General features: G+C 46.2%; 25 protein-coding genes. 22 read left to right on the top strand and 3 right to left on the bottom strand.

Annotation, left to right across the window (positions count from 1 at the left end):
• Window positions 1-355: 355 nt before the first annotated feature.
• Entirely contained in the window at window positions 356-631 is a 276-nt protein-coding gene (locus F6I03_RS09280) for a hypothetical protein (RefSeq protein ID WP_070430619.1), read from the bottom strand.
• Between the two features lie 597 nt (window positions 632-1,228).
• Here F6I03_RS09280 and cysS point away from each other — a divergent pair.
• From cysS to secE, 7 genes are all read left to right on the top strand, one after another.
• Window positions 1,229-2,647 (top strand): cysteine--tRNA ligase, encoded by a 1,419-nt coding sequence (cysS, locus tag F6I03_RS09275; protein WP_070430618.1) that lies wholly within the window; start codon window positions 1,229-1,231, stop codon window positions 2,645-2,647.
• Entirely contained in the window at window positions 2,648-3,061 is a 414-nt protein-coding gene (locus F6I03_RS09270) for a Mini-ribonuclease 3 (RefSeq protein WP_070430617.1), read from the top strand.
• Window positions 3,048-3,800, top strand: coding sequence for a 23S rRNA (guanosine(2251)-2'-O)-methyltransferase RlmB (gene rlmB, locus F6I03_RS09265; RefSeq protein WP_070430616.1), 753 nt, complete (start codon window positions 3,048-3,050; stop codon window positions 3,798-3,800). The genes F6I03_RS09270 and rlmB overlap by 14 nt, the downstream gene beginning before the upstream one ends.
• Window positions 3,801-3,819: 19 nt before the next feature.
• On the top strand, window positions 3,820-4,341 hold the full coding sequence (locus tag F6I03_RS09260) for an NYN domain-containing protein (RefSeq protein ID WP_070430615.1): 522 nt from the start codon (window positions 3,820-3,822) through the stop codon (window positions 4,339-4,341).
• Window positions 4,342-4,383: 42 nt separating this feature from the next.
• Window positions 4,384-4,989, top strand: a complete 606-nt coding sequence (locus F6I03_RS09255) for an RNA polymerase sigma factor (RefSeq protein WP_070430614.1) — start codon at window positions 4,384-4,386, stop codon at window positions 4,987-4,989.
• Between the two features lie 82 nt (window positions 4,990-5,071).
• Window positions 5,072-5,224, top strand: coding sequence for a 50S ribosomal protein L33 (gene rpmG, locus F6I03_RS09250; RefSeq protein WP_083290531.1), 153 nt, complete (start codon window positions 5,072-5,074; stop codon window positions 5,222-5,224).
• A gap of 20 nt (window positions 5,225-5,244) precedes the next feature.
• Window positions 5,245-5,418 (top strand): preprotein translocase subunit SecE, encoded by a 174-nt coding sequence (secE, locus tag F6I03_RS09245; protein WP_067973991.1) that lies wholly within the window; start codon window positions 5,245-5,247, stop codon window positions 5,416-5,418.
• A gap of 259 nt (window positions 5,419-5,677) precedes the next feature.
• Here secE and F6I03_RS09240 read toward each other — a convergent pair whose 3' ends face one another.
• Window positions 5,678-5,878: a hypothetical protein gene (locus tag F6I03_RS09240; protein ID WP_070430613.1), complete on the bottom strand. Its 201-nt coding sequence runs from the start codon at window positions 5,876-5,878 to the stop codon at window positions 5,678-5,680.
• 11 nt (window positions 5,879-5,889) lie between these two features.
• Complete coding sequence (locus tag F6I03_RS09235) at window positions 5,890-6,429, bottom strand: hypothetical protein (protein ID WP_070430612.1); 540 nt, start codon at window positions 6,427-6,429, stop codon at window positions 5,890-5,892.
• 143 nt (window positions 6,430-6,572) lie between these two features.
• On the opposite strand from F6I03_RS09235, the gene F6I03_RS09230 reads away from it, so the two are divergent.
• The 15 genes from F6I03_RS09230 to F6I03_RS09160 all read left to right on the top strand — a co-directional run bounded on the left by F6I03_RS09230 (window position 6,573) and on the right by F6I03_RS09160 (window position 19,762).
• Complete coding sequence (locus F6I03_RS09230) at window positions 6,573-7,019, top strand: hypothetical protein (RefSeq protein WP_070430611.1); 447 nt, start codon at window positions 6,573-6,575, stop codon at window positions 7,017-7,019.
• Window positions 7,020-7,489: 470 nt separating this feature from the next.
• Window positions 7,490-8,221: a LytR/AlgR family response regulator transcription factor gene (locus F6I03_RS09225; RefSeq protein ID WP_070430610.1), complete on the top strand. Its 732-nt coding sequence runs from the start codon at window positions 7,490-7,492 to the stop codon at window positions 8,219-8,221.
• A gap of 155 nt (window positions 8,222-8,376) precedes the next feature.
• Window positions 8,377-9,258 (top strand): LysM peptidoglycan-binding domain-containing protein, encoded by an 882-nt coding sequence (locus F6I03_RS09220; RefSeq protein WP_070430609.1) that lies wholly within the window; start codon window positions 8,377-8,379, stop codon window positions 9,256-9,258.
• A gap of 226 nt (window positions 9,259-9,484) precedes the next feature.
• A complete protein-coding gene (locus F6I03_RS09215) occupies window positions 9,485-9,802 on the top strand; it encodes a PadR family transcriptional regulator (protein WP_070430608.1) in 318 nt (105 codons plus the stop codon).
• The gene (locus F6I03_RS09210; protein ID WP_070430607.1) at window positions 9,799-10,419 is read left to right on the top strand and encodes a DUF1700 domain-containing protein; all 621 of its coding nucleotides are present in this window, start codon (window positions 9,799-9,801) and stop codon (window positions 10,417-10,419) included. The genes F6I03_RS09215 and F6I03_RS09210 overlap by 4 nt, the downstream gene beginning before the upstream one ends.
• The gene (locus tag F6I03_RS09205; RefSeq protein ID WP_070430606.1) at window positions 10,419-11,141 is read left to right on the top strand and encodes a hypothetical protein; all 723 of its coding nucleotides are present in this window, start codon (window positions 10,419-10,421) and stop codon (window positions 11,139-11,141) included. Before F6I03_RS09210 ends, F6I03_RS09205 begins: the two co-directional genes overlap by 1 nt.
• A gap of 14 nt (window positions 11,142-11,155) precedes the next feature.
• Window positions 11,156-11,371, top strand: a complete 216-nt coding sequence (locus F6I03_RS09200) for a hypothetical protein (protein WP_070430605.1) — start codon at window positions 11,156-11,158, stop codon at window positions 11,369-11,371.
• Between the two features lie 98 nt (window positions 11,372-11,469).
• A complete protein-coding gene (nusG, locus tag F6I03_RS09195) occupies window positions 11,470-12,021 on the top strand; it encodes a transcription termination/antitermination protein NusG (protein ID WP_070430604.1) in 552 nt (183 codons plus the stop codon).
• Window positions 12,022-12,787: 766 nt separating this feature from the next.
• Complete coding sequence (locus F6I03_RS09190) at window positions 12,788-13,204, top strand: YrhK family protein (protein ID WP_224788518.1); 417 nt, start codon at window positions 12,788-12,790, stop codon at window positions 13,202-13,204.
• 194 nt (window positions 13,205-13,398) lie between these two features.
• Window positions 13,399-14,313 (top strand): metal ABC transporter solute-binding protein, Zn/Mn family, encoded by a 915-nt coding sequence (locus F6I03_RS09185; protein WP_070430602.1) that lies wholly within the window; start codon window positions 13,399-13,401, stop codon window positions 14,311-14,313.
• 11 nt (window positions 14,314-14,324) lie between these two features.
• A complete protein-coding gene (locus F6I03_RS09965; protein ID WP_070430601.1) occupies window positions 14,325-17,207 on the top strand; it encodes a pneumococcal-type histidine triad protein in 2,883 nt (960 codons plus the stop codon).
• A 128-nt stretch (window positions 17,208-17,335) separates the two neighbouring features.
• Window positions 17,336-17,761 carry a 50S ribosomal protein L11 gene (gene rplK / locus F6I03_RS09175; protein WP_067974040.1) on the top strand — a complete coding sequence of 142 codons (426 nt, stop codon included), beginning with the start codon at window positions 17,336-17,338 and terminating at the stop codon, window positions 17,759-17,761.
• Between the two features lie 99 nt (window positions 17,762-17,860).
• Window positions 17,861-18,550 carry a 50S ribosomal protein L1 gene (rplA, locus tag F6I03_RS09170; protein WP_070430600.1) on the top strand — a complete coding sequence of 230 codons (690 nt, stop codon included), beginning with the start codon at window positions 17,861-17,863 and terminating at the stop codon, window positions 18,548-18,550.
• Between the two features lie 83 nt (window positions 18,551-18,633).
• A complete protein-coding gene (locus F6I03_RS09165; protein ID WP_070430599.1) occupies window positions 18,634-18,993 on the top strand; it encodes a CHY zinc finger protein in 360 nt (119 codons plus the stop codon).
• A complete protein-coding gene (locus tag F6I03_RS09160) occupies window positions 18,983-19,762 on the top strand; it encodes a formate/nitrite transporter family protein (protein ID WP_168160464.1) in 780 nt (259 codons plus the stop codon). Before F6I03_RS09165 ends, F6I03_RS09160 begins: the two co-directional genes overlap by 11 nt.
• Window positions 19,763-19,774: the final 12 nt, after the last annotated feature.

Below are 19,774 nucleotides of genomic sequence, written 5' to 3'. Positions count from 1 at the left end.
AGCCTTGCTATTTGCGCGCAATGCTTTTGAATTCAAAGTCTCACCGTCTATCTGCAGACAGGGCTTTTGAGTACAAATAAGTAACTTAAAAGCATCTAATAGCTAGCCTTCACACCCTAGTTGGGTTCGGTCTGGCAGCTTTCCTGTCACTTCACAAGTCTCCGCCGCAGTCTGGGAGACTGCTCTGGTGACTTGCTCCAGTGAAGGAAAGCTAACCGCCAGCCCTCACACCCTTATAGTCGGGTTCGCAAAGGCAGAAGCTTCTCCACTTCACACGAACGAAACGAGCAAGCAGAGCTTGCCCTTTTTCGTTCGTGCTCCAGTGGTAAGCTTCTAACCGCCAAGTCTCACACCCTTAGTTATTAATCGTTGGCTTTTGGCTATCGATTGGGATTTCTTGCTGGGTTCCTTCTTGACTAGCTCCTTCTGTTGGACTAGAGGATGCTCCAGAGGCGGATTCTGAGCTTGAAGCCCCATCGGCATTGTCTTCGACGATGGGTTGGGTTTGGCCTGATTTGACTTCTTGGCTTTCTTGGCTAGCTGCTGGCTCTTCTTCACGGCTTACCTTATTGCAGGCAACTAGGCTGACGAGGGAGAGGAGGCAGAGCCCTAATTTCAATCGATTCTTCATATCTTTAACTCCTAATTTCTTCTTTGTTTGACAGCTTCAAGCTTAGTCTATCACAGTTTTTTTCTTAAGGGGAGGGGGGAGCATATGATTTTCGGTTTTTCATACAATGATTTGTAAATCTTCAGTAAAAGAAATATCCATAAAAGAATTATTTTGCTTGTTATTTTCACTCTACTGCGGCTAATTGGGGCTGGACTTTCCTTAAACTGGTCGAAGCTAAGTTTGTTAACTTTTTTTCTTATCTCTAACTAGCGATAAGATTTACATACCGTTAGGAAAGTTAAAATAGACGCCTTAGCGGGGTTTGGCGGGCTTGGATAAAGGATGAGCTGTCCAGATGAGGCAAGCTAGCCAAGCTTAAGCGGGGGAAGTTTACACAGGGCCTTTCTGGGCATTTGAAGACTTGAAAAAGATTTCTTATACTGGAGGCGCAATGAGCTCTTGGAGGCGTGCTAGCTTGAGATCCGCTGGACAGACTGATTGTAGCCTTTCTTACAAGAAGTAAGATGTTTGCTTTTGAACTTGTCATAAAGATGATAGAATAAGAGTTAAGAACATTGAATGACATCTTGTAATCTAGAGAAGGGTGGTAAGTGCATGTTGAAGATTTACAACACCTTAACCAATCAAAAAGAAGAATTTAAAGCCATTGAAGACGGCAAAATTTCCATGTATGTCTGTGGACCAACTGTCTATAACTACATTCATATTGGCAATGCCCGCAGTGTCGTTGCCTTTGATACCATTCGTCGCTATTTCTTATACCGCGGCTATGAGGTTAACTTTGTATCCAATTTTACCGACGTTGACGATAAGATCATCAACCGGGCCAATGAAGAAGGAATCAGCGCTAAAGAGGTGGCGGATAAGTATATTGAGGCTTATTATGCCGATACCGATGCCCTAAATGTGATGCGGGCCAGCCGGAATACCCGGGTGGTAGAGACCATGGATGATATTGTTGCCTTCGTGGAGGACCTGATCGCTAAGGGCTTCGCCTATGAATTAGATGGCGACGTCTATTACCGGGCCCGACGCTTTGATCATTATGGCCGTCTCTCCGACCAGTCCATCGATGACTTGCGTGAAGGCGCCAGCGAGCGGGTGGGCATCGACTCCCAGGCCAAGAAGGAAGATAGTGTCGACTTTGCCTTGTGGAAGGCAGCTAAGCCAGGGGAACCTTCCTGGGAATCGCCTTGGGGACAGGGCCGGCCAGGCTGGCACATTGAATGCTCAGTGATGGCAACCAAGTACTTGGCAGATACCATTGATATCCACGGCGGGGGCCATGATTTGATCTTCCCCCACCATGAGAATGAGATTGCCCAGTCGGAAGCTAAGACTGGCCAGCCTTTTGCCCATTATTGGATGCACAATGGCTTTGTGACGATTGGTGATGATGGTGAGAAGATGAGTAAATCCCTAGGGAACTTCGTCTTGGCGCATGATTTAATTCAAGAAGTTGATCCTCAAGTGATCCGCTTCTTCTTATCGAGCGCCCATTACCGCAGTCCCCTTAAATTCAGCGAGTCAAGCCTTGACGATGCACGGAAGAATTTAGAACGTCTCCGGATTGCTTATCAGAATATAAACTACCGCCTCGAGGATGCGGTTGACCAGCTAGCCGATGATGATGCAGCCTTGGCCAAGCGCGACCAGTTCCAGGCGGACTTTATCCAAGCCATGGACGATGATATCAACGCCCCTAATGGCTTGACGGTGATCTATCAGTTGATGCGGGAGATCAACCTTTACTTAGAAGAGGACCAAGTTTCTAAAGTAGTTCTCGAAGCTTACCGTGACCTCTACCTTGAACTCTTGAGTATCTTCGGAGTGACTTTTGCGGAGGAGAAGGAACTCTTAGATGATGACATCCAAGCCTTGATTGAGGAACGCGACCAGGCCCGGGCCAACAAGGACTATGCCCGCAGTGATGCCATCCGTGACCAATTGAAGGCAGAAGGCATTATCTTGGACGATACGCCTCAAGGCACTCGTTGGAGAAGAAGTGAGTAGATGAAAGACCAAGCGATTAAACAACTGAGCGGCCTGCCCCTGGCCTATATGGGAGATGCGGCTTGGGAGATCTGTGTCCGCCAGATGCTTCTAGAGACCGGCTTGACCCGGCCCAAAGACCTCCACCAAGCAGCCACCCATTATGTGAGTGCGCGCGGCCAGGCTCTGGCTATGGAGGTCCTGCTAGCAGACGACCGCCTAAGCGAAGAAGAAGTCAGCATCTACAAGCGGGGGCGGAATGCTTCACCCCATACTTCTGCCAAGAATGCCAGCAAGCAGGACTACCGGGTGGCGACAGGCTTTGAAGCCTTGATGGGCTACCTGTATCTCAGCCAGTCCCAAGGCCGTTTTGAAGATTTGAGCCAGCAGTGCCTGGCCATTATAGAGGAGCGAATTGACCATGAAAGCAAGTAAAAGCCCCGACCAAGATTTTGTCATCGGCTTCCACAGCGGCATGGAGGTCCTGGAACATTCGGACCGGGATGTCAACAAGGTCTTTATCCAAAAAGGCCTCCAAGACAAGCGCCGCCAACAGATTGTCCGAGCCTGCAAGAAAGGCAAGTTGACCTTCCAAGAGGTGCCCAAGGCCAAGCTCGACCAACTGAGTGCGGGGGGCAACCACCAAGGCCTCGTTGTCGCCGTAGCGGCCTACCAATATGCCAGCTTGGATGAGCTCTTCCAGCGGGCCCAGGACTGTGGGGAGGATCCTTTCTTCCTCTTATTGGACGGGATTGAAGACCCCCATAATCTAGGCTCCATCTTGCGAACAGCGGATGCGGTCGGCTGCCACGGCGTCATTATTCCCGAACGCCGGGCAGTGGGCTTGACCCAGACCGTGGCCAAAACCTCGACGGGGGCAATCGAACACGTCCCCGTTGCTCGAGTGACCAACCTGTCCCAGTGCATCCGCCAGTTGAAGGAAGCGGGCGTCTGGGTCTTTGGGACCGATATGAAGGGCCAGAATTACTGGCAGATGGATGCCACCCTGCCCCTGGCCCTGGTCATTGGCAATGAGGGCAAGGGGATCTCACCCGGCCTGAAGAAGCACCTAGACGGGACCCTGACCATTCCTATGCGGGGCCATGTCCAGAGCCTCAATGCCAGTGTGGCTGCCGCTCTTCTCATGTACCAAGTCTACGCCAAACGTTCTTAGCCGGATAAGGAGGTCAGTGATGAAACGCAACCGATTAATTGTCGATGGCTATAATATGATTGGTTCCTGGCCTCCGCTCAAACGGCTCAAGGACCAAGACCAGATTGAGGAGGCGCGGGACCTCTTGCTCGAGCTCCTGTCGAATTATGCTGCCTACCATAATTTTGAAACTTGGGTTGTCTTCGATGCCATGTTCGTCCCTGGTCTCTCCCAGACCTATGACCAGTACAAGCTCCATGTGGTCTACACGGCTGAGAAGGAGACTGCAGATGCTTATATTGAAGCTATGATGGATGAAATGGTTGGGGTCTTGCGCAATGTGACCGTTGCGACCAGTGACTTAGCAGAACAGCGCATGGTCTTCCAGAAGGGTGCCCTGCGCAAGTCCGCTAATGAGCTCTGGCGCGACATCCAGAAGACCCAGCTGGATATTAGCCAGGGAGATGAGAACTATGACCCCAATGCCTACCAGCGGATGGTCCCCTGGTCCTACCAGCAGATGCGTGACCTGAAGTCTCTTCTAGAGGATCTCTCTAAATAACTTCTTCTGATAAGTAATCCTGCCTAAACTAGGGAGGATACGATGACTATTTGGAAGAACCGTGCCACTACCGACCATAAACTTTGCCAAGCCGCTAGCCAGGGCCAGGAGGAAGCCTTCAGCGAACTCTACTGGCACTACCGCCCCTTGATGGGTCACTTTTACCCCAAGGTGCGGGGCTATATGGATTATGATGACTTTCTCCAGGAGGCAGGGAGCCAGCTCTATGAGTGTGTCAACCGCTACCAGGCGGGTGAAGCCGGCCAAGCCAGCTTCTATACTTTTTACGCCAATTGCCTCAAGTATTTGATCTGTAATATTTACCGCCACTACCAAAGTGAGAAGCGGACCCTGCCTAAGCGCTCGGTGTCGCTGAACTGCCCCGTCTCCCACTTGGAAGACCAGCTGGCGGCCTATGCCCACATTGACCATGACCCCCAGGCCTTTTGTCTCTTTAAGGATTATCTCCAGAGCTACCAAGACTGCTTATCCCCCATGGAGCAGGCGGTTATGGGCGCTTATCTGGAAGGCTTGGACTGGGCGGCCACGAGTGACCGGCTAGGCGTCAGTGCCAAGACCTGTCGCAATGCCTTCTACCGGGCCAAGTCCAAGTTGGTCCAACTGGTCCAGGAGGGCAAAGAGCGATAGCTGACTAATCAGGTTTGACAAAAGCTGTAAAAATCGTTACTATAACCAGGTATATGAATTTAGATAGAAATGGGGCAGCAGCATGGCAACCAAAAAAATTATTCTCGCATGCTCAAAGTGTGGCGCCCGTAATTATACAGTGAAGAGCAATCCCGCCAACCGGACAGAACGACTCGAAGTCAAAAAATTCTGCCGCCACTGCAAGGGCCATACTTTGCACCAACAAACCAAGTAAGATAAGAGAGGAAGCAGAAGATGAGTTTTATCAAAGGAGTCTTTCATGAAATGCGCATGGTTGAATGGCCATCCGGCAAGCAACTCATGCGCGACACAGGAATTGTCTTAATCACCATCCTCATCGCCGCCATCTACCTCGGCGTCGTGGACGAACTAGTCACCATGCTCTTTGGCTGGTTCATTCAATTGTAATAAGGGTGAGAATAAGACCGCTATTCATAATGACGTTTCCAATAGACGTCGACCACCAGCACACCGTCAACCGGTAGGCTGGTGTTTTTATTTAGAATAAATTTTAATAGCCAAACCTAAAAGCAGAATGAAGGCTTATCGAGACGGTATGTTCAGGGCTTAGTTAAAGTGGAATAATTTGGTAAAGAAAAGAGCACATTATACTGCTTACCAATATAATGTGCTCTTAAGCATTCGAAATTTTCTAAGCGAAATGACTTTAAGTCTGATCAGAATTGTTGGATGCTTGTTCTTTAGCTTCTTGGATATCTTTTGCCCAAGCTTTATGTGAAATAAAACCTAAAAATCCACCTAAAAGCGTTGAGCCTAAAACACCTAGCGTGTCTTTAAAGCCTAAAGTAACTAATAAAATCATTGGCATAACAATGCCCATGGTTCTAGAAATTTGTTTCTTTTTCATAATTATACCTTTTAAACTGGCGATATATCTACAGGTGCATAGTGGAATTCTGTAACTCCTGGACCATGCTGGATTTTTTGAAAAGTAATATTATAATCAGAATTTACATCTAAACCACCTAGCATACTTTCTAGGGCGCCAAGAGTCGCACCTAAAGCAGCATGACCACCAGGAATTTTAGTGCTTAGGAAACCTCCTAACGCACCAATACCAATATTTTTTGCAGTATTGATTAAATTCTTATTTACTCTAACGGTGAATGTTTCTGCGGCACTTCTAAATCCACTGGCTGTATCATAAATTATATCCAGCGAATTGATAGCGTTAGGATTATAATCCTGTTGATTAGTTATATTTGAAGTGTCATATCCATTTTGGTTTAAGTAATTTACATACTCTTCTGTAGTAAATTCTATTTTTTGGGAATTGTTATTCGTCGTCATTATTTCGTCAGCATACGCTTGATTATTAAAAAGTGTAAAGGAAGCTACTGATGTCGATGTTAGCGCTAAAACTGAAGTGGCGATAATTAGTTTTTTCTTGAAATCCATATTATTCCCTCCTAATTTTAATACGACATTCCTATTTACAAATTTATGTTAACATACAGGTAAAGCGATTTCAAATAATAACCGGTAGCTATTATATCTTAAGCATATTTTGATGAAATAATTTTAGAATAGGGGAAATATGGATGGCTATTTACGGGCTGCTTGCCTTTTATTTATTGGAAGCTTTTGTCCTATATAATCAGTTTAGAACCATCAAACGGATTAGAATCAAAGAAAAATATAGCCGACCTGTAAAGCTGACTTACTATATAATCGGCCTTTGCTTTTTATTTTTCGGCCTATCGATCAGTCAATCTCTTAGTCACTTGGGCCTATTTCTTGGACTTGGACTTATCTTCTTCCTGGCGCCGCAAACGACAGGGCTGGGGGACTATGCTTATTACTATCGAGTAAAACTTGGGGGCTTTGCGGGGCTAACGGCAAAAAAGCAGTCTTATGCAGAAGTGCTGAACTATCGACTGACAAGGAAAGAGGGCTCCCTGGTGTTAGTCCTTAGCCACAAGTTCCATCGTAATGAATTGACCTTCTCGTTAGAAGACCAGGAAGCTGTTGAGAGATTGCTATTGTAACCTATAGTAAGCAAATAAAAACCATGTGCATTAAAAACTACACATGGTAGAAAATAATTGTTTAGCTAACTGAACTAGTTATAATTTTCTATAGAGGTGTGATTGTTTCTTATTTTAAACATTAAATAAACTTCTTAGCAATAAGCCTATAATTAAGCCTACGATAAAAATTAAAATGTATTGAACCATTTTATTATCTTTCATCTCATTTCACCCCATCTCAATTTTTTCACTACTAACTACAGGTTTATCTTTAACTTACCAAAAAAACAATATCTTTCAAGAGATATAGCTTTACACCTCGATAAAAAAGTTACTTTTGTTACGGTAATTTTTCAAAAATCAGAACTCAAGTCTTATATATTAAATTGTTTGCCCTAATTTGACAATTCCGAGATTATGATGTAAATATATATGTCCGTGATAACTTATGATCGGAATGTAGGTTAATTAAAGGGGGCATTTATAGAATGATAGATATTTACATTTGTATGAGTGATTCACCCGAGCTCAAACAATTCAAACATTGCATATTAGATTATATAATGATCAATAATTATGACATGCAAGTCAGTTTAGCAACAGATAACTATTCTAGACTCTTATGCCATCAAGAAGAAAATAAAAATAAGCTAACTTTATTTTTCCTAGATATTCACTCTTGCAGTCAGCATAATGGAATTGAAGTTGCTGCAAAAATAAAAGAGACCAATCCATTAGCCTCAGTAGTATTTATTAGTAGACGTAGCGACATGATGTCTATGACTTTCTTATACTCAATAGAAGCCCTAGATTTCATAGTGTATGGATCAAATTTAAATGTAGAAGAGCGAATCAGAAATGCTTTAGATTCAGTGCATAAAAAGTATAGCAATTTGAATGATAGAGTAGGGACGTATTCAATTTCTATAGACAATAAGGTTAAAGTATTTGATATTAATGAAATTATATATTTTGAAAGTTCCTCAAAAGTACATCGAATTATTTTGCACTATCAAGGTGGAAGTGTTGAATATTATGATCAATTAAAAAATATTGAACATGTAAACACCTTATTTTTTAGGTGCCATCAATCATTTATCGTGAATATCAATCAAATTAAGGAAATTGATAAGAAAAGAAAAATTATCGTATTAAATAATGGAGAAACATGTCCTGTGTCTAGTCGAAAGTTAAATGATTTATTAGCTTTATTTAAATAGTTTTACCTAATATCGAACGGAAATTACTTTTATATTATTTTTGAGCTACGATTATTACCTCTAAAACAATGAATTGTACTAGCCTCCACTATAAACTATATTTTTATTATAGAATTGTAGTTGTGATGAAACGATTTTTTGGAGGAGGACACATAATGAAAAAAAGCTTAGTAAAAAAAGCGACAGTTGGTTTATCTTTAGCTTCTATCCTACTGGCTGGTAATCTGTTGTTAGACCATACCGTTAAAGCTCAAGAAATGACAACAAATTATATTAATTATGAATTACAACAAGGGGACTATCTTTATAAAATTGGTAAGAAGTTCGGTGTCTCTGTAGATGAATTAATGCAATGGAATAACTTAAAAGCCGGTTATATGCTCCACCCTGGAGATGTTTTACGAGTTGAAACTTCTAGCGTCAGTCAACCAAATTCAACTTATACCGTCCAACAAGGAGACTATCTTTATAAGATAGCCAAAAAATTTGGGGTGACTGTTAATGATTTAAAACAATGGAATAATCTAGGGCGTATCTATATGCTCCATCCTGGGGACCAATTGCTGATCAAAGCGACACAAAGTAATAACACTTCGTCAAATTCAACATCAGGATCTTATATTCCTGAACCTCAGATGATTCCAACACATATGTCAGCCTACAGTGTGAGACCAGGTGATTCGCTTTGGGGGATTTCGAGACGCTTCGGGGTGACGCTGAATAATTTGATGCAATGGAACAATTTGTCGTCTGGTGTGATGCTTCATCCAAATGATACCCTGATGGTCAAAGTCGATGAATTGTCTTGGACGACAAATAGTGACAATACGGAAGAACTCATCTCCGTTGCCTTCAATAAGATTCAGGCGCAAAACGGCGGAAAATTTACAGCACCTAATTATACCTACACAGGGGACCGCATTGATGACAATACAGTAGAAGTTAAGATTTATGACAACCATGCGGAACGAATGACTCTAAATTCGGTCTACCAGTATAATAAGGCCACTAATCGTGTGGAGAAACAAATGCCTTAAAGCCAATAATCTTAGAGATAGATCATCTAAGCTATCCTTGTCAGGGACTTGTCGAGTAGTAGGGATAAAGTCTGATTCAGCCAGCAAAACTCTTTCACTAGATGTTTGCTGGCTTTTTTGCTATAAAATTTCACCCAATTCCTCCCCTAACTATTGTGCATTACAAGCTAGCGTGCTATACTTTACTTGTAAGCTAGTGTGCTATGCAAGATAGTGAGGTGGGATGATGAACAGCCAATTAAAGAAGGGGGTTTTGGAGATGATGGTCCTCCACCAATTGGCCCAACGCGACTGTTATGGCTATGAATTGGTCCAGGAGATTTCCAAGCATATTCAGATGAGTGAAGGGACGGTCTATCCCTTGCTTCGACGTCTGAAGAAGGAGGGGCTCTTGACGACTTATATGCAGGCGTCGGAGTCTGGTCCGGCCCGTAAGTATTATGAACTGACTGAGGCGGGAGCCCAGGCCCTCCAAGCCCAGCGTTTGGAATGGGAGACCTTTGCGGCAGAGGTTACTGCCTTTTTAGGAGGGGAGTTAAGATGAGACAAGATGAATTTTTGGACCTATTGACCTATTATTTGAGGCGGCTACCGGATTCGGTGATTGCTGACATCCGCCAAGACTATTTGGAACACTATGAGATGGGCCTGGCCCAGGGGAAGTCGGAAGAAGAAATCAGCCAAGAACTGGGTTCACCCCGGGAGATTGCTGAGGATTATCTGGATAATGAGCGGGTCTTTATTGATGAGGAAGGGGCCTTGGCCCTTCATGAGGAGAAGCAGCCGCGAAAGCTGCACTGGTTCTGGAAACTTGTCTTATTCCTCGTTGCCCTCCCCTTTATCCTGGCCTTCCTATCTGTTGTTTTCTCTCTGTTTGTGAGTGTGGTCAGTGTCTGGTTAGGGCTTATCTTGACGGCCGCTGTCTTTGGCGCTTCGGTCCTGGTCAGCGTCTTTCGTCCGGATCTCTTCAACAACGGTCCTGTCAATATTGGCTTAGTTAACGACCTGAGCCTTGTGACCAAGCTCTGTTTAGCCATTGTCTTAATCTGTCTGACCCTGCTGTTGATTTATTCCTTGTATGCAGCCATTCGTTGGGGTATCCGGGGGCTGATGAACGCCTGGTATGCCTTCCAATGGCGCCGTAAGAGAGGTGCTTACTAATGAAGAAGAGAATCTTATGGGGGATCGCCTTAACGGGTCTTATCGCCTTAGTGATTGGCACGCTGTCTTTCTTTATCAGTGACTATGACCATGTAGCTGCTGAGCTCACGCGCTTCTACCAGGAGGAGCTGACCGATAACCGCCAGACCATCTACGATGAGGACTTAAGAGAAAGCGTCAAAAGCTTGGCCGTAGAGAGCCAATCGGAAGTTAGTATCCATATCCAGCCGGCAGAAGACTACCGGGTCCAAGTTCAAGACCTGCCAGGTGCTGATGCGGCCAAGGTCAACTACGAAGGGGGTCAGTTAATCGTCCAATCCCCTACTAAGGACCGTAACTATCCGCTAGAGATTACCCTTTATGGGCCGGACTTTGCCCAGACTAAGTTGGATCTCAAGGCAGCCTATCTTGACTTAGATAGCCAGGCTAGCCTCGAGCAGTTAGCCCTGGAAGCGGACCATGCCGAAGTCGACTTGAAGGGTGACCATTCCTACCCCATGCAATTACAAGCGGGATATATTTATGGGAACTTCGATTTTGACCAGACGGATCTGGCTTTCGCTGTCCTGGAGGGTCAATTAGGGCTCAGTCTAAATGCTGGTGAGATGCACTATCTCCCAGCAGGCCAACAAGGGGAAATCCTCTATAAGTTGGGCAAGGGCGACCAGGAAGTCCAGCTTAAGGTGGATTACTCGGCTATTGATGTGACTACGGAAGATTAAGGAGGGGATCCCCCATGAAGAAGAGCATTCGACTTGCTATTTTAGGGGTGCTGACACTGGCTTTAGGCCTCTACGCTTGCCAGACTATCCAGCTCCTCCCGGTACGGCCTAGTCCTAGTCGGTCTTCTTATATTAAGATCGAGCGCGGGCCAGCAGGGCAATGGGGCCCCCGCTTCCAGATCCAGGTCTACCTGTCTAGCTTGTCAAATTCTTTTGAATTGGCGCCTTAGCTATGCTACAATAAAGGCGTTGAAAAGTTCGTCAAAAAACCTTCTCCTAGGGGGAGGTTTTTTATTCAGGTAAAATTTAGAAAAAGGAGCGCGAAATAATGGTAGAAACAGTTGAAAGTGCCAAGCAATGGTATGTCCTCCATACCTATTCAGGCTATGAGAACAAGGTAAGAGAAGACTTGGAAATGCGGATTACCTCCATGGGGATGGAAGACTATATCTTCCGCGCTGTGGTGCCAGAAACTGAGCATGTGGAAGAGACCAAGACCGGCAAGCAGAAGGTCGTTAAGGACAAGATCTTCCCAGGCTATGTCTTTGTCGAAATGATCATGTCAGATGAGGCCTGGTTCGTGGTTCGGAACACGCCGAATGTAACGGGCTTCCTGGGTTCGCACGGCCAAGGGTCTAAACCAACCCCTCTCTTAGATGACGAAGTCCACCGCCTGCTCCGTTCCCAAGGCGAAGTGGTTAAGCGGGACATCCACTTTGAAGTGGGCGAGATGGTCCGTGTGATCGACGGGGCCTTCGATGGTTTAGAAGGTCGGATTGAATCGATTGCAGAAGACCAAGAGAAGCTCAAGGTAGTGGTTGAAATGTTTGGCCGCGAAACCGTAGCTGAAGTTGAATTCGACCAAGTGGATAAATTGTAAAATGATAACAACAAAAATTGCTAGACGCTAATCAGCTATAGCGAGTAATATGCTCCCTTAGAGTAAATATATAAGCCATGTTCAATTTGTTCATGGCTTTTTCTTTTAAGCTAAATTGCATCTATGAGCATCCGTTACGCTTTGATTGTGGTCGTTAAATGTTTAGGGGATCAACACGGCTGAAGCCGTCTTGTACTTTATCCGTAAGTCGCTAAAGCTCCAACGGCTAAAGCATAGCACCGGCTCGAGCCAAGGTCTCTCGCCTAGCGAGCTTCAAAGGGCTAGTACGGCTAGCGGCCTACTATCCCTAATTCACATCGCTTGCTTGTTCATGGCTAACGACCACAATCAAAGCTTCACTCCTGCTCATATTCATGAATAGCACTTAGCTATAGAACTTGAATTAATAATAAAGAAACTATTAAATTACTTGGAAAACTTTGATCCTGTATCGACTTTATAACCTTTGATATTATCATTTTCAATATTTGCTTGAAACATCAATCTCTTAAGTGAAATCTCAAAAACACTGATATAAGTACACCTTTCTTCCTAAAAGTAGACATAATGTGCAATATTAGAAGACATAAAAATACCCCCTCAAAGTAAATTTTTCTATTTACTCTAAGGGAGCATCAAGATAGACGCTAGGAATGATTTTTGTTACACTCCCCTTCCTTGCTTAAGTGTGGAGAGGGCCTTTCTTTGCTTTTGGCAAGGGAAAATGCTATAAAGAAGAGAAAAAGGAGGTGCTATCGTGGCCCAAATGGAGCGGAAATCTTATGAGATGGAGCCACAAACTGAAGAGGACATTGTCGTCAAGCTTGGCCCACTTCGTCTTTACTTCCAGAATGTCTATACAATCATTTCACTACTCAATGATATTTTTACCGGGAGCTTGTATTTCATTGGGAGTATCTGTAATTTTTTCGGAGCGCCGGCGATTTATGGGAACACGCTTTTCTTAATTGGGGGCTTCTCCTTTGTCATGCGTCCGATTATTAAGCTCATTCATAATATCCATATCTACAACCAAGATCCCAGCAAGCGGCGGCGTGATGAAGCCAATCTCGATAAGAAGAAATTATTCCAAGTTAAGTACAGTCAAAAAGGCGACCAACAAGATGGGGACTACCTGGGGGACGCCTACAACCATGAATATTACGAAGCGGACGACCGTTAGCAGGACTAAGGTCGCTTCGTCGCTTTTAAGCAGTCAGTCACTTTTATGTGGCTGGCTGCTTTTTTATCCGGAGGTTAAATCGAAATATTTACGATTTATCTTGACAAGGGATATTTTTGCCGGTATATTTTATATCGTAATCGTTACGATTTGTATAAAAACTACGACAAAAATGACAGAGGAGGAGTTCGTGCATGTATCGAAAACGATGGGCAAGCCGTGTCTGGCTTGGCCTCTTAGCGCTTATTTTACTATTTGTCAGCGGCTGTCAGAAGCCGGCAGAAACTAAGACAGGCCAGGGGCTGCAAGTGGTGACCAGCTTTTACCCCATTTATGCTTTGACCAAGGAAGTGAGTGGGGACCTCAATGATGTCCGCATGATCCAGTCTGGAGCAGGCATCCATTCTTTTGAACCATCGGCCAATGACCTGGCAGCCATTGAAAGATCGGACCTATTTATCTACCATTCCTCGACTTTGGAGGGCTGGGCTAAGAATATCCAGGGCAAGGATGTGGTTGAGGCTTCAGCTGGCCTGGACTTACAGAAGGTGCCCGGCTTAGAAGATATGCCGACAGGTGACGGGGTGGATGAGGCCAAGCTCTACGATCCCCATTCCTGGCTCGATCCCATTCTGGCGGGCCAGGAAGCCCAAAATATTGCCAAGGCCCTGTCTGAAAGGGACCCAGCCAATCAGGCGACCTACCAGGCCAATGCCGACAAGTTCCAGGCGGAGGCGGAAGACCTAGTCAAGGCATACCAACCCAAGTTTAAGGCGGCTAAGCAGAAAACTTTTGTCACCCAGCACACGGCTTTTTCCTATTTGGCCCAACGTTTTGGCCTCAAGCAATTAGGGATTGCGGGTATTTCACCCGATGCGGAGCCGAGTCCTCAACAATTGTCGGAAATTAAGGAATTCATCGACCGCTACCAGGTAAAAACGATTTTTACGGAGGAGAAGGCCTCGCCCAAGTTGGCCCAGGTCTTGGCAGAAGAGACGGGGGCTGAGATTAAGACCCTGCGTCCCTTAGAAGCTGACCCGGAGAATGACTTGAGCTTCTTGGAGAACTTAGAAGCTGACCTGAAGACACTCTTGGAAGAATTAGAATAAGGAGATTATGAATGGAGAAACGAACACTTAAACAAGTTATCCTCGGCGCTACGACCTCTGCCCTCCTCCTTGGGGGCGCCTATTACTGGGGCTACAGCCAGGGCAACCAGACTGAAGCCAAGGATTCCAACATTGCCTATATCGATGGCCAAGCTGCCAAGACGGCGGACCACCAGGAGAAGACCCCTGACCAGGTATCGGCGGAAGAAGGGATCGATGCCGAACAAATTGTTGTGAAGATTACCGATGACGGCTATGTGACCTCCCACGGTGACCATTACCACTACTACAATGGCAAGGTCCCCTTCGATGCCATCATTAGCGAAGACTTGGTCATGAAGGATCCCAACTACCGCTTAAACAAAAAGGACATCATTAACGAGGTCAAGGATGGCTATATTATCAAGGTCGACGGCAAGTACTACCTCTACCTCAAGGACCCTAAGAAGGCGGTCAACGTCCGGACTAAGGAAGAGATTGCGGAACAGAAGAAGCTTCACCATGTCAAAGAAGACGGGGCTCAGCCGATGAGCCAGTCCACCAAGCAAGCACTAGCCCAGGCCAAGGCCCAGGGGCGCTATACCACCGATGATGGTTATGTCTTTACTGTAGGGTCGATTGTGAGCGATACAGGGGATGCCTATATCTGTGCCCATGGCGACCACTTCCACTATGTTCCCAAGGCCGACCTCTCGCCGGCTGAGCGGGCAGCAGCTGCGGCTTATCTTTCAGGGCGGCCTGCAGGTGGGCCTAGCGGCAATCAGCAAACCCAGCCTCACTTCAATGGGACTGGACCAGTCCAAGTTCAAACCATCAAGCAGATCCAGCAAGGACCAGTGTCTAGCGGCCAAGGCAGCGGCCAAGCCGGGAGCTTACAAGCGATGCTCGACCAGCTCTATGCCCAGCCTAAGAGCCAGCGCCATGTGGAAGCGGATGGTTTGATTTTTGACCCAGCCAAGGTGACCAAGAAGAATAGTTTTGGCTATGTCATGCCCCATGGTGACCACTACCATATTATCCCAGCCGACCAGCTCTCTGACTTAGAGCGCCGGGCAGCGGATGCTTATTTGAAGGCGCCAGACTTTAAGTATCAGGCGGGATCCAAGCAGCCAGCCCAGCCAAAAGAAAGTGTGGCCAAGCCGGTAGCTCCTGGCCGGGCCCTGCTTCCTAAGAAAGCAGCGCCAAGTCCTAAGCCAGCTGACCAAGCCTATACCACCGATGACGGCTATGTCTTTAAGGCCAGTGATATTATTGCTGATGAGGGCGATGTCTATGTAGTGCCCCACGGTGATCACTTCCACGCCATTCCTAAGGCCGACTTATCAGCTAAAGAATTAGCTGCGGCTAAGCGTTATTGGCAGAGTCAAGGCCAGTCGCAGCCCGTCAGTCCGGTTAAACCAGCCGAGCGTCCGCAACAGAAGCCGGATCGTCGTCCCCAAGCTCCAGCTAAGGACTTGCCAGGTTTGACGGAAGCTAAGCGACCAAGCCTGCCCACAGTAGAATCCAAGCCCCAAGCTTCCCAAGACAAACTGGAAGATCTCAGTCTCAAGGAGCTTTTGGATAAGTTGTATGTCCAACCTCAGAGCCAACGCCATGTGGAAGCGGACGGCTTAGTCTTTGATCCCGCTAAGCTGACCAAGAAGAATAGCTTTGGCTATGTCATGCCCCACGGCGACCACTACCATATTATCCCAGCTGACCAACTCTCTGATCTCGAACGGCTAGCTGCTGACCGCTACCTAGCCGAGCAAAAGGGAGCTGCTAAAGAAGAGAGCCAGCAGATCGCTCCAGCTAAAAAAGATAATCAGGAAGATGCGGCTGAGAAAGAAAGCGAACATAAAGACCCTGTAAGGGGTAAGGAGTTACCGGATTGGTGCTTGCCGCTCAGCGAGTTCAAGGGCAACCTCCAGTATGCTGACAAGGAGATTGAACCGGGCCGCTTCCGGATTCCTCACCATGACCACTACCATTATGCCGACCGCGCCTTCTTGAATGTCTGGTTTGACAATGACCAGGACAAGGTGGACTTAGCCATTAAGACCGTTCGCTTCCTGATTGCCCACCCCGAATACCGTCCAGCTGAAAAAGATGGCTGGGGGGCAGATGTCGAAGGCCAACAAGCAGCAGCCAAAGCAGACCAAGAAAAGACGGTCCGCTTCAATGGCCAAGACTACCAGGCTTTTGGCAAGGGACTCGATGGCAAGCCTTACACCACAGATGACGGCTATACCTTCTCAGCAGCTTCCATTACAGAAGTAACCAAGGATAGTGTGATTGCTAAGCACGGTGACCACTTCCATGTCTTTGAATTCGGGGAACTGGAACAGGATGAACTCCGCCAGGTGGAAGCTTGGATGAAAGAACATGGCCTTAAAGTAGAAGAAACAGCAAAAGAAAGTCCTGGCAAGTCAGATGAGACAGCCAGTGATGAGGAATTGGAAGAAGACCCACTAGCGGGTTACCACTTCCATGCCGAAGATGTGAGCTCCCGCTTTGGCCAGGGCTATATCTTCACGATCCAAGGGCAGAATGTCTATATGACCAAATATAATCCAACATCCGGCCGGCCTAAGAAGTCTTCGGAGTTGACGGCGGACCAAGTGGCGGCGGTAGAAGCTGTCCTCAGCCAGCGTCAAGCAGAAAATCAAAAGGCCTCTGCAGATAAGCCAGCAGCAGAGACAGACCAGAGACCGGACGGCCAAGACGCGGTGGATCAACAAGCAAAAGCCGGTCAAGCACCTAAGCTAGATCTCGCTGCTTCAGCTGACCAAGGCCAAGCGGAAGTGTCTCCAGCAAGTGATGAAGGGGCTGGTGCTGTCCAAGCGAGCCCGGCAGACCAAGGCAAACCGGCGCTACAAGAAGAGGGCGCAGTGCCTGCCGGTCAAGAAAATTAAATTCGCCCTTGCTTTTTGAATCGAACTATGGTTTAATATGGTATTGTGTGCAAACACAATAAGTGGGAGGAGAAATCTAACTACAACTCCATTAAACCACTCGCGAACAGAACAAGGAGGAATGTTTCGTGGCTAAGAATGTAGAAACTGTTGTTAAATTACAAATTGAAGCTGGTCAAGCAAGTCCAGCTCCTCCAGTAGGTCCTGCTTTAGGGCAAGCTGGTATTAATATCATGGGCTTCTGTAAAGAGTTCAATGCACGTACTGCCGATCAAGCAGGCTATGTTATCCCTGTTGTGATCACTGTTTACGAAGATCGCTCATTTGACTTTATTACTAAGACCCCACCTGCAGCTGTCTTACTTAAGAAAGCCGCTGGCGTGGAAAAAGGTTCTGGTGAACCTAACAAGAATAAAGTAGCAAGTGTCACTCGCGATCAAGTACGTGAAATTGCAGAAACCAAGACACCAGACTTAAATGCTGCTGATGTTGAAGCTGCTATGCGTATGGTTGAGGGTACTGCACGTTCAATGGGGATCACTGTCGAAGACTAGTCGACCCGCTGGACGAACAGAATCAATAATCAAACGCCACAACATGAAGATGTTGTGCGTGGGAGGAATATCCGTTAAAACCACATAGGAGGAAAGATAATGGCTAAAAAATCAAAAAATCAAATCGCAGCTTACGAAAAAGTTGACAAGAACAAAAAATACACTGCTGAAGAAGCAATTGAATTATTAAAAGAAGTTGACTACACCAAATTCGACGGTTCAATCGAAGTGGCTTACCGTTTAGGTATCGACACTAAGAAGAATGACCAACAAATCCGTGGCGCTATGGTATTGCCTAAGGGAACTGGTCAAACACAAACCGTTTTAGTCTTTGCCCAAGGTGAAAATGCTCGTATCGCAGAAGAAGCCGGCGCAGACTATGTTGGTGACGATGAATACATCGAAAAAATCAACGATGGTTGGTTAGACTTTGACGTCGTTGTGGCAACCCCAGATATGATGGGTAAGATTGGCCGCTTGGGTCGTGTCTTAGGGCCTAAAGGTTTAATGCCTAACCCTAAAACAGGTACCGTGACACAAGATGTTGCCAAAGCTGTTAGCGACATCAAATCAGGTCAAATCGAATACCGTGCAGATAGCGCAGGTAACGTTCACGCCTTAATCGGTAAAGTTTCATTCAACACTGAAGACTTAATTGAAAACTTCCGTGCTATCCATGAAACCATCCTACGTGAAAAACCTGCAGCAGCTAAAGGGACTTATGTGAAGAACCTTGCTGTAACATCTACTATGGGACCTGGTATCAAAGTTGATCCATCATCATTATAATCAAACTAATGATTAATGGGAGCGCTAAGTAGGGATTAACTTGCTTAGCGCTTTTTTTGTGTATAATAGAGGAGAGCTAGGGAATGGAAGAAAGAAGCCAGATCTGGGGCCTGGGCCTGGATGGGCAGGGCCGCTGCCAGCACTACCATTTGTCAGAGGATATCCTGGCCCTATATTGTTCGACCTGCAAGGCTTACTATGCCTGCTACCGCTGTCACGATGCCTTGGCTAAGCATGCCTTCACGCCTATTCGAAGTGACCAGGAGGATAGCCTGCTCTGTGGGGCCTGCCGGACGAGCTTCGACCAGGCAACTTATGAGGCTTTAGGTCGGTGTCCCTATTGCCGGGCAGCTTTCAACCCTGCTTGCCAGCGTCATGCTGGGCTTTACTTTGCTTCAAAAAGAAAAAATAATAATGGAGGAGTTAGATTTAATGAACGATAAGATTACAGCGGCGATTAACAAAAAGGTTGCCCTGGCAAATACATCGGTTTGGCAATACGGTCTTCGGGCGATCTTTGCCGGTATTTATTTGGGAATTGGATGCGGCGTGGCCTTTATGACGGCGGAACAGATCAGTGCTGTTCATCCTGACCTCGGGCGCTTTGCTTATGCCTTGCTGTTCCCTTGGTGCTTGGTGATGATCATCTTCCTGAATGGGGAATTAACCACGTCCAATATGATGTACTTCGCCAATGGCTTATACCGCAAAGTCGTTAAACCAGCAGATGCCGCTAAAGTTTTGGCCTTATGTACCTTATTTAATTTAATCGGATGTGTGGCCATTGCCTGGGTGCTGAGCCAGACCCTAGGCTTCCATGAGATTGACGCCAGCCATTATTTAATTCATTCCGTTCAAACTAAGATGGATAAGTCTTACGGCCTCATCTTCTTGGACGGCATCGTGGCCAATATGTTAGTGAATATTACGGTGATTGGGATCATGTTTATGAAGGATAATAGCGCTAAGATTCCTTATATTTTAGGGATTATCTTTATCTTTGCCTTCTACGGTTTTGAACACGTGATCGCTAACTTTGTCACTTATTCCCTTGCAGCTTTCACCTTACCTTCTGCCATTGAAGGCTTTACCTTAGACCATGTGCTCCTGCAATGGCTAGTGGCCTGGATTGGTAACTTTGTCGGCGGGGGTGTTGTGATGGGGATCGGCTACGGCTTCCTCAATAAAGGGCAAGATATCTATACCGATTAATCTAAAGCAGAA

It is taken from the genome of Aerococcus sanguinicola, from assembly GCF_008726925.1.
GTDB lineage: Bacteria > Bacillota > Bacilli > Lactobacillales > Aerococcaceae > Aerococcus.
Note: the sequence above shows the minus strand (reverse complement) of the source record. Positions and strands in the feature narration are given on the sequence as shown.

Bases quoted from the DNA above. Each gene is read 5' to 3' on its own strand.
- F6I03_RS09215 (WP_070430608.1), top strand. From the start codon at position 9,485: ATGAACAGCCAATTAAAGAAGGGGGTTTTGGAGATGATGGTCCTCCAC.
- F6I03_RS09280 (WP_070430619.1), bottom strand. From the start codon at position 631: ATGAAGAATCGATTGAAATTAGGGCTCTGCCTCCTCTCCCTCGTCAGC.
- F6I03_RS09160 (WP_168160464.1), top strand. From the start codon at position 18,983: ATGAACGATAAGATTACAGCGGCGATTAACAAAAAGGTTGCCCTGGCA.
- rlmB (WP_070430616.1), top strand. From the start codon at position 3,048: ATGAAAGCAAGTAAAAGCCCCGACCAAGATTTTGTCATCGGCTTCCAC.
- cysS (WP_070430618.1), top strand. From the start codon at position 1,229: ATGTTGAAGATTTACAACACCTTAACCAATCAAAAAGAAGAATTTAAA.
- F6I03_RS09200 (WP_070430605.1), top strand. From the start codon at position 11,156: ATGAAGAAGAGCATTCGACTTGCTATTTTAGGGGTGCTGACACTGGCT.
- F6I03_RS09965 (WP_070430601.1), top strand. From the start codon at position 14,325: ATGGAGAAACGAACACTTAAACAAGTTATCCTCGGCGCTACGACCTCT.
- F6I03_RS09220 (WP_070430609.1), top strand. From the start codon at position 8,377: ATGAAAAAAAGCTTAGTAAAAAAAGCGACAGTTGGTTTATCTTTAGCT.
- F6I03_RS09210 (WP_070430607.1), top strand. From the start codon at position 9,799: ATGAGACAAGATGAATTTTTGGACCTATTGACCTATTATTTGAGGCGG.
- rpmG (WP_083290531.1), top strand. From the start codon at position 5,072: ATGGCAACCAAAAAAATTATTCTCGCATGCTCAAAGTGTGGCGCCCGT.
- F6I03_RS09270 (WP_070430617.1), top strand. From the start codon at position 2,648: ATGAAAGACCAAGCGATTAAACAACTGAGCGGCCTGCCCCTGGCCTAT.
- secE (WP_067973991.1), top strand. From the start codon at position 5,245: ATGAGTTTTATCAAAGGAGTCTTTCATGAAATGCGCATGGTTGAATGG.
- F6I03_RS09240 (WP_070430613.1), bottom strand. From the start codon at position 5,878: ATGAAAAAGAAACAAATTTCTAGAACCATGGGCATTGTTATGCCAATG.
- rplA (WP_070430600.1), top strand. From the start codon at position 17,861: ATGGCTAAAAAATCAAAAAATCAAATCGCAGCTTACGAAAAAGTTGAC.
- F6I03_RS09255 (WP_070430614.1), top strand. From the start codon at position 4,384: ATGACTATTTGGAAGAACCGTGCCACTACCGACCATAAACTTTGCCAA.
- F6I03_RS09225 (WP_070430610.1), top strand. From the start codon at position 7,490: ATGATAGATATTTACATTTGTATGAGTGATTCACCCGAGCTCAAACAA.
- F6I03_RS09185 (WP_070430602.1), top strand. From the start codon at position 13,399: ATGTATCGAAAACGATGGGCAAGCCGTGTCTGGCTTGGCCTCTTAGCG.
- F6I03_RS09235 (WP_070430612.1), bottom strand. From the start codon at position 6,429: ATGGATTTCAAGAAAAAACTAATTATCGCCACTTCAGTTTTAGCGCTA.
- F6I03_RS09190 (WP_224788518.1), top strand. From the start codon at position 12,788: ATGGAGCGGAAATCTTATGAGATGGAGCCACAAACTGAAGAGGACATT.
- F6I03_RS09230 (WP_070430611.1), top strand. From the start codon at position 6,573: ATGGCTATTTACGGGCTGCTTGCCTTTTATTTATTGGAAGCTTTTGTC.
- F6I03_RS09260 (WP_070430615.1), top strand. From the start codon at position 3,820: ATGAAACGCAACCGATTAATTGTCGATGGCTATAATATGATTGGTTCC.
- nusG (WP_070430604.1), top strand. From the start codon at position 11,470: ATGGTAGAAACAGTTGAAAGTGCCAAGCAATGGTATGTCCTCCATACC.
- F6I03_RS09205 (WP_070430606.1), top strand. From the start codon at position 10,419: ATGAAGAAGAGAATCTTATGGGGGATCGCCTTAACGGGTCTTATCGCC.
- F6I03_RS09165 (WP_070430599.1), top strand. From the start codon at position 18,634: ATGGAAGAAAGAAGCCAGATCTGGGGCCTGGGCCTGGATGGGCAGGGC.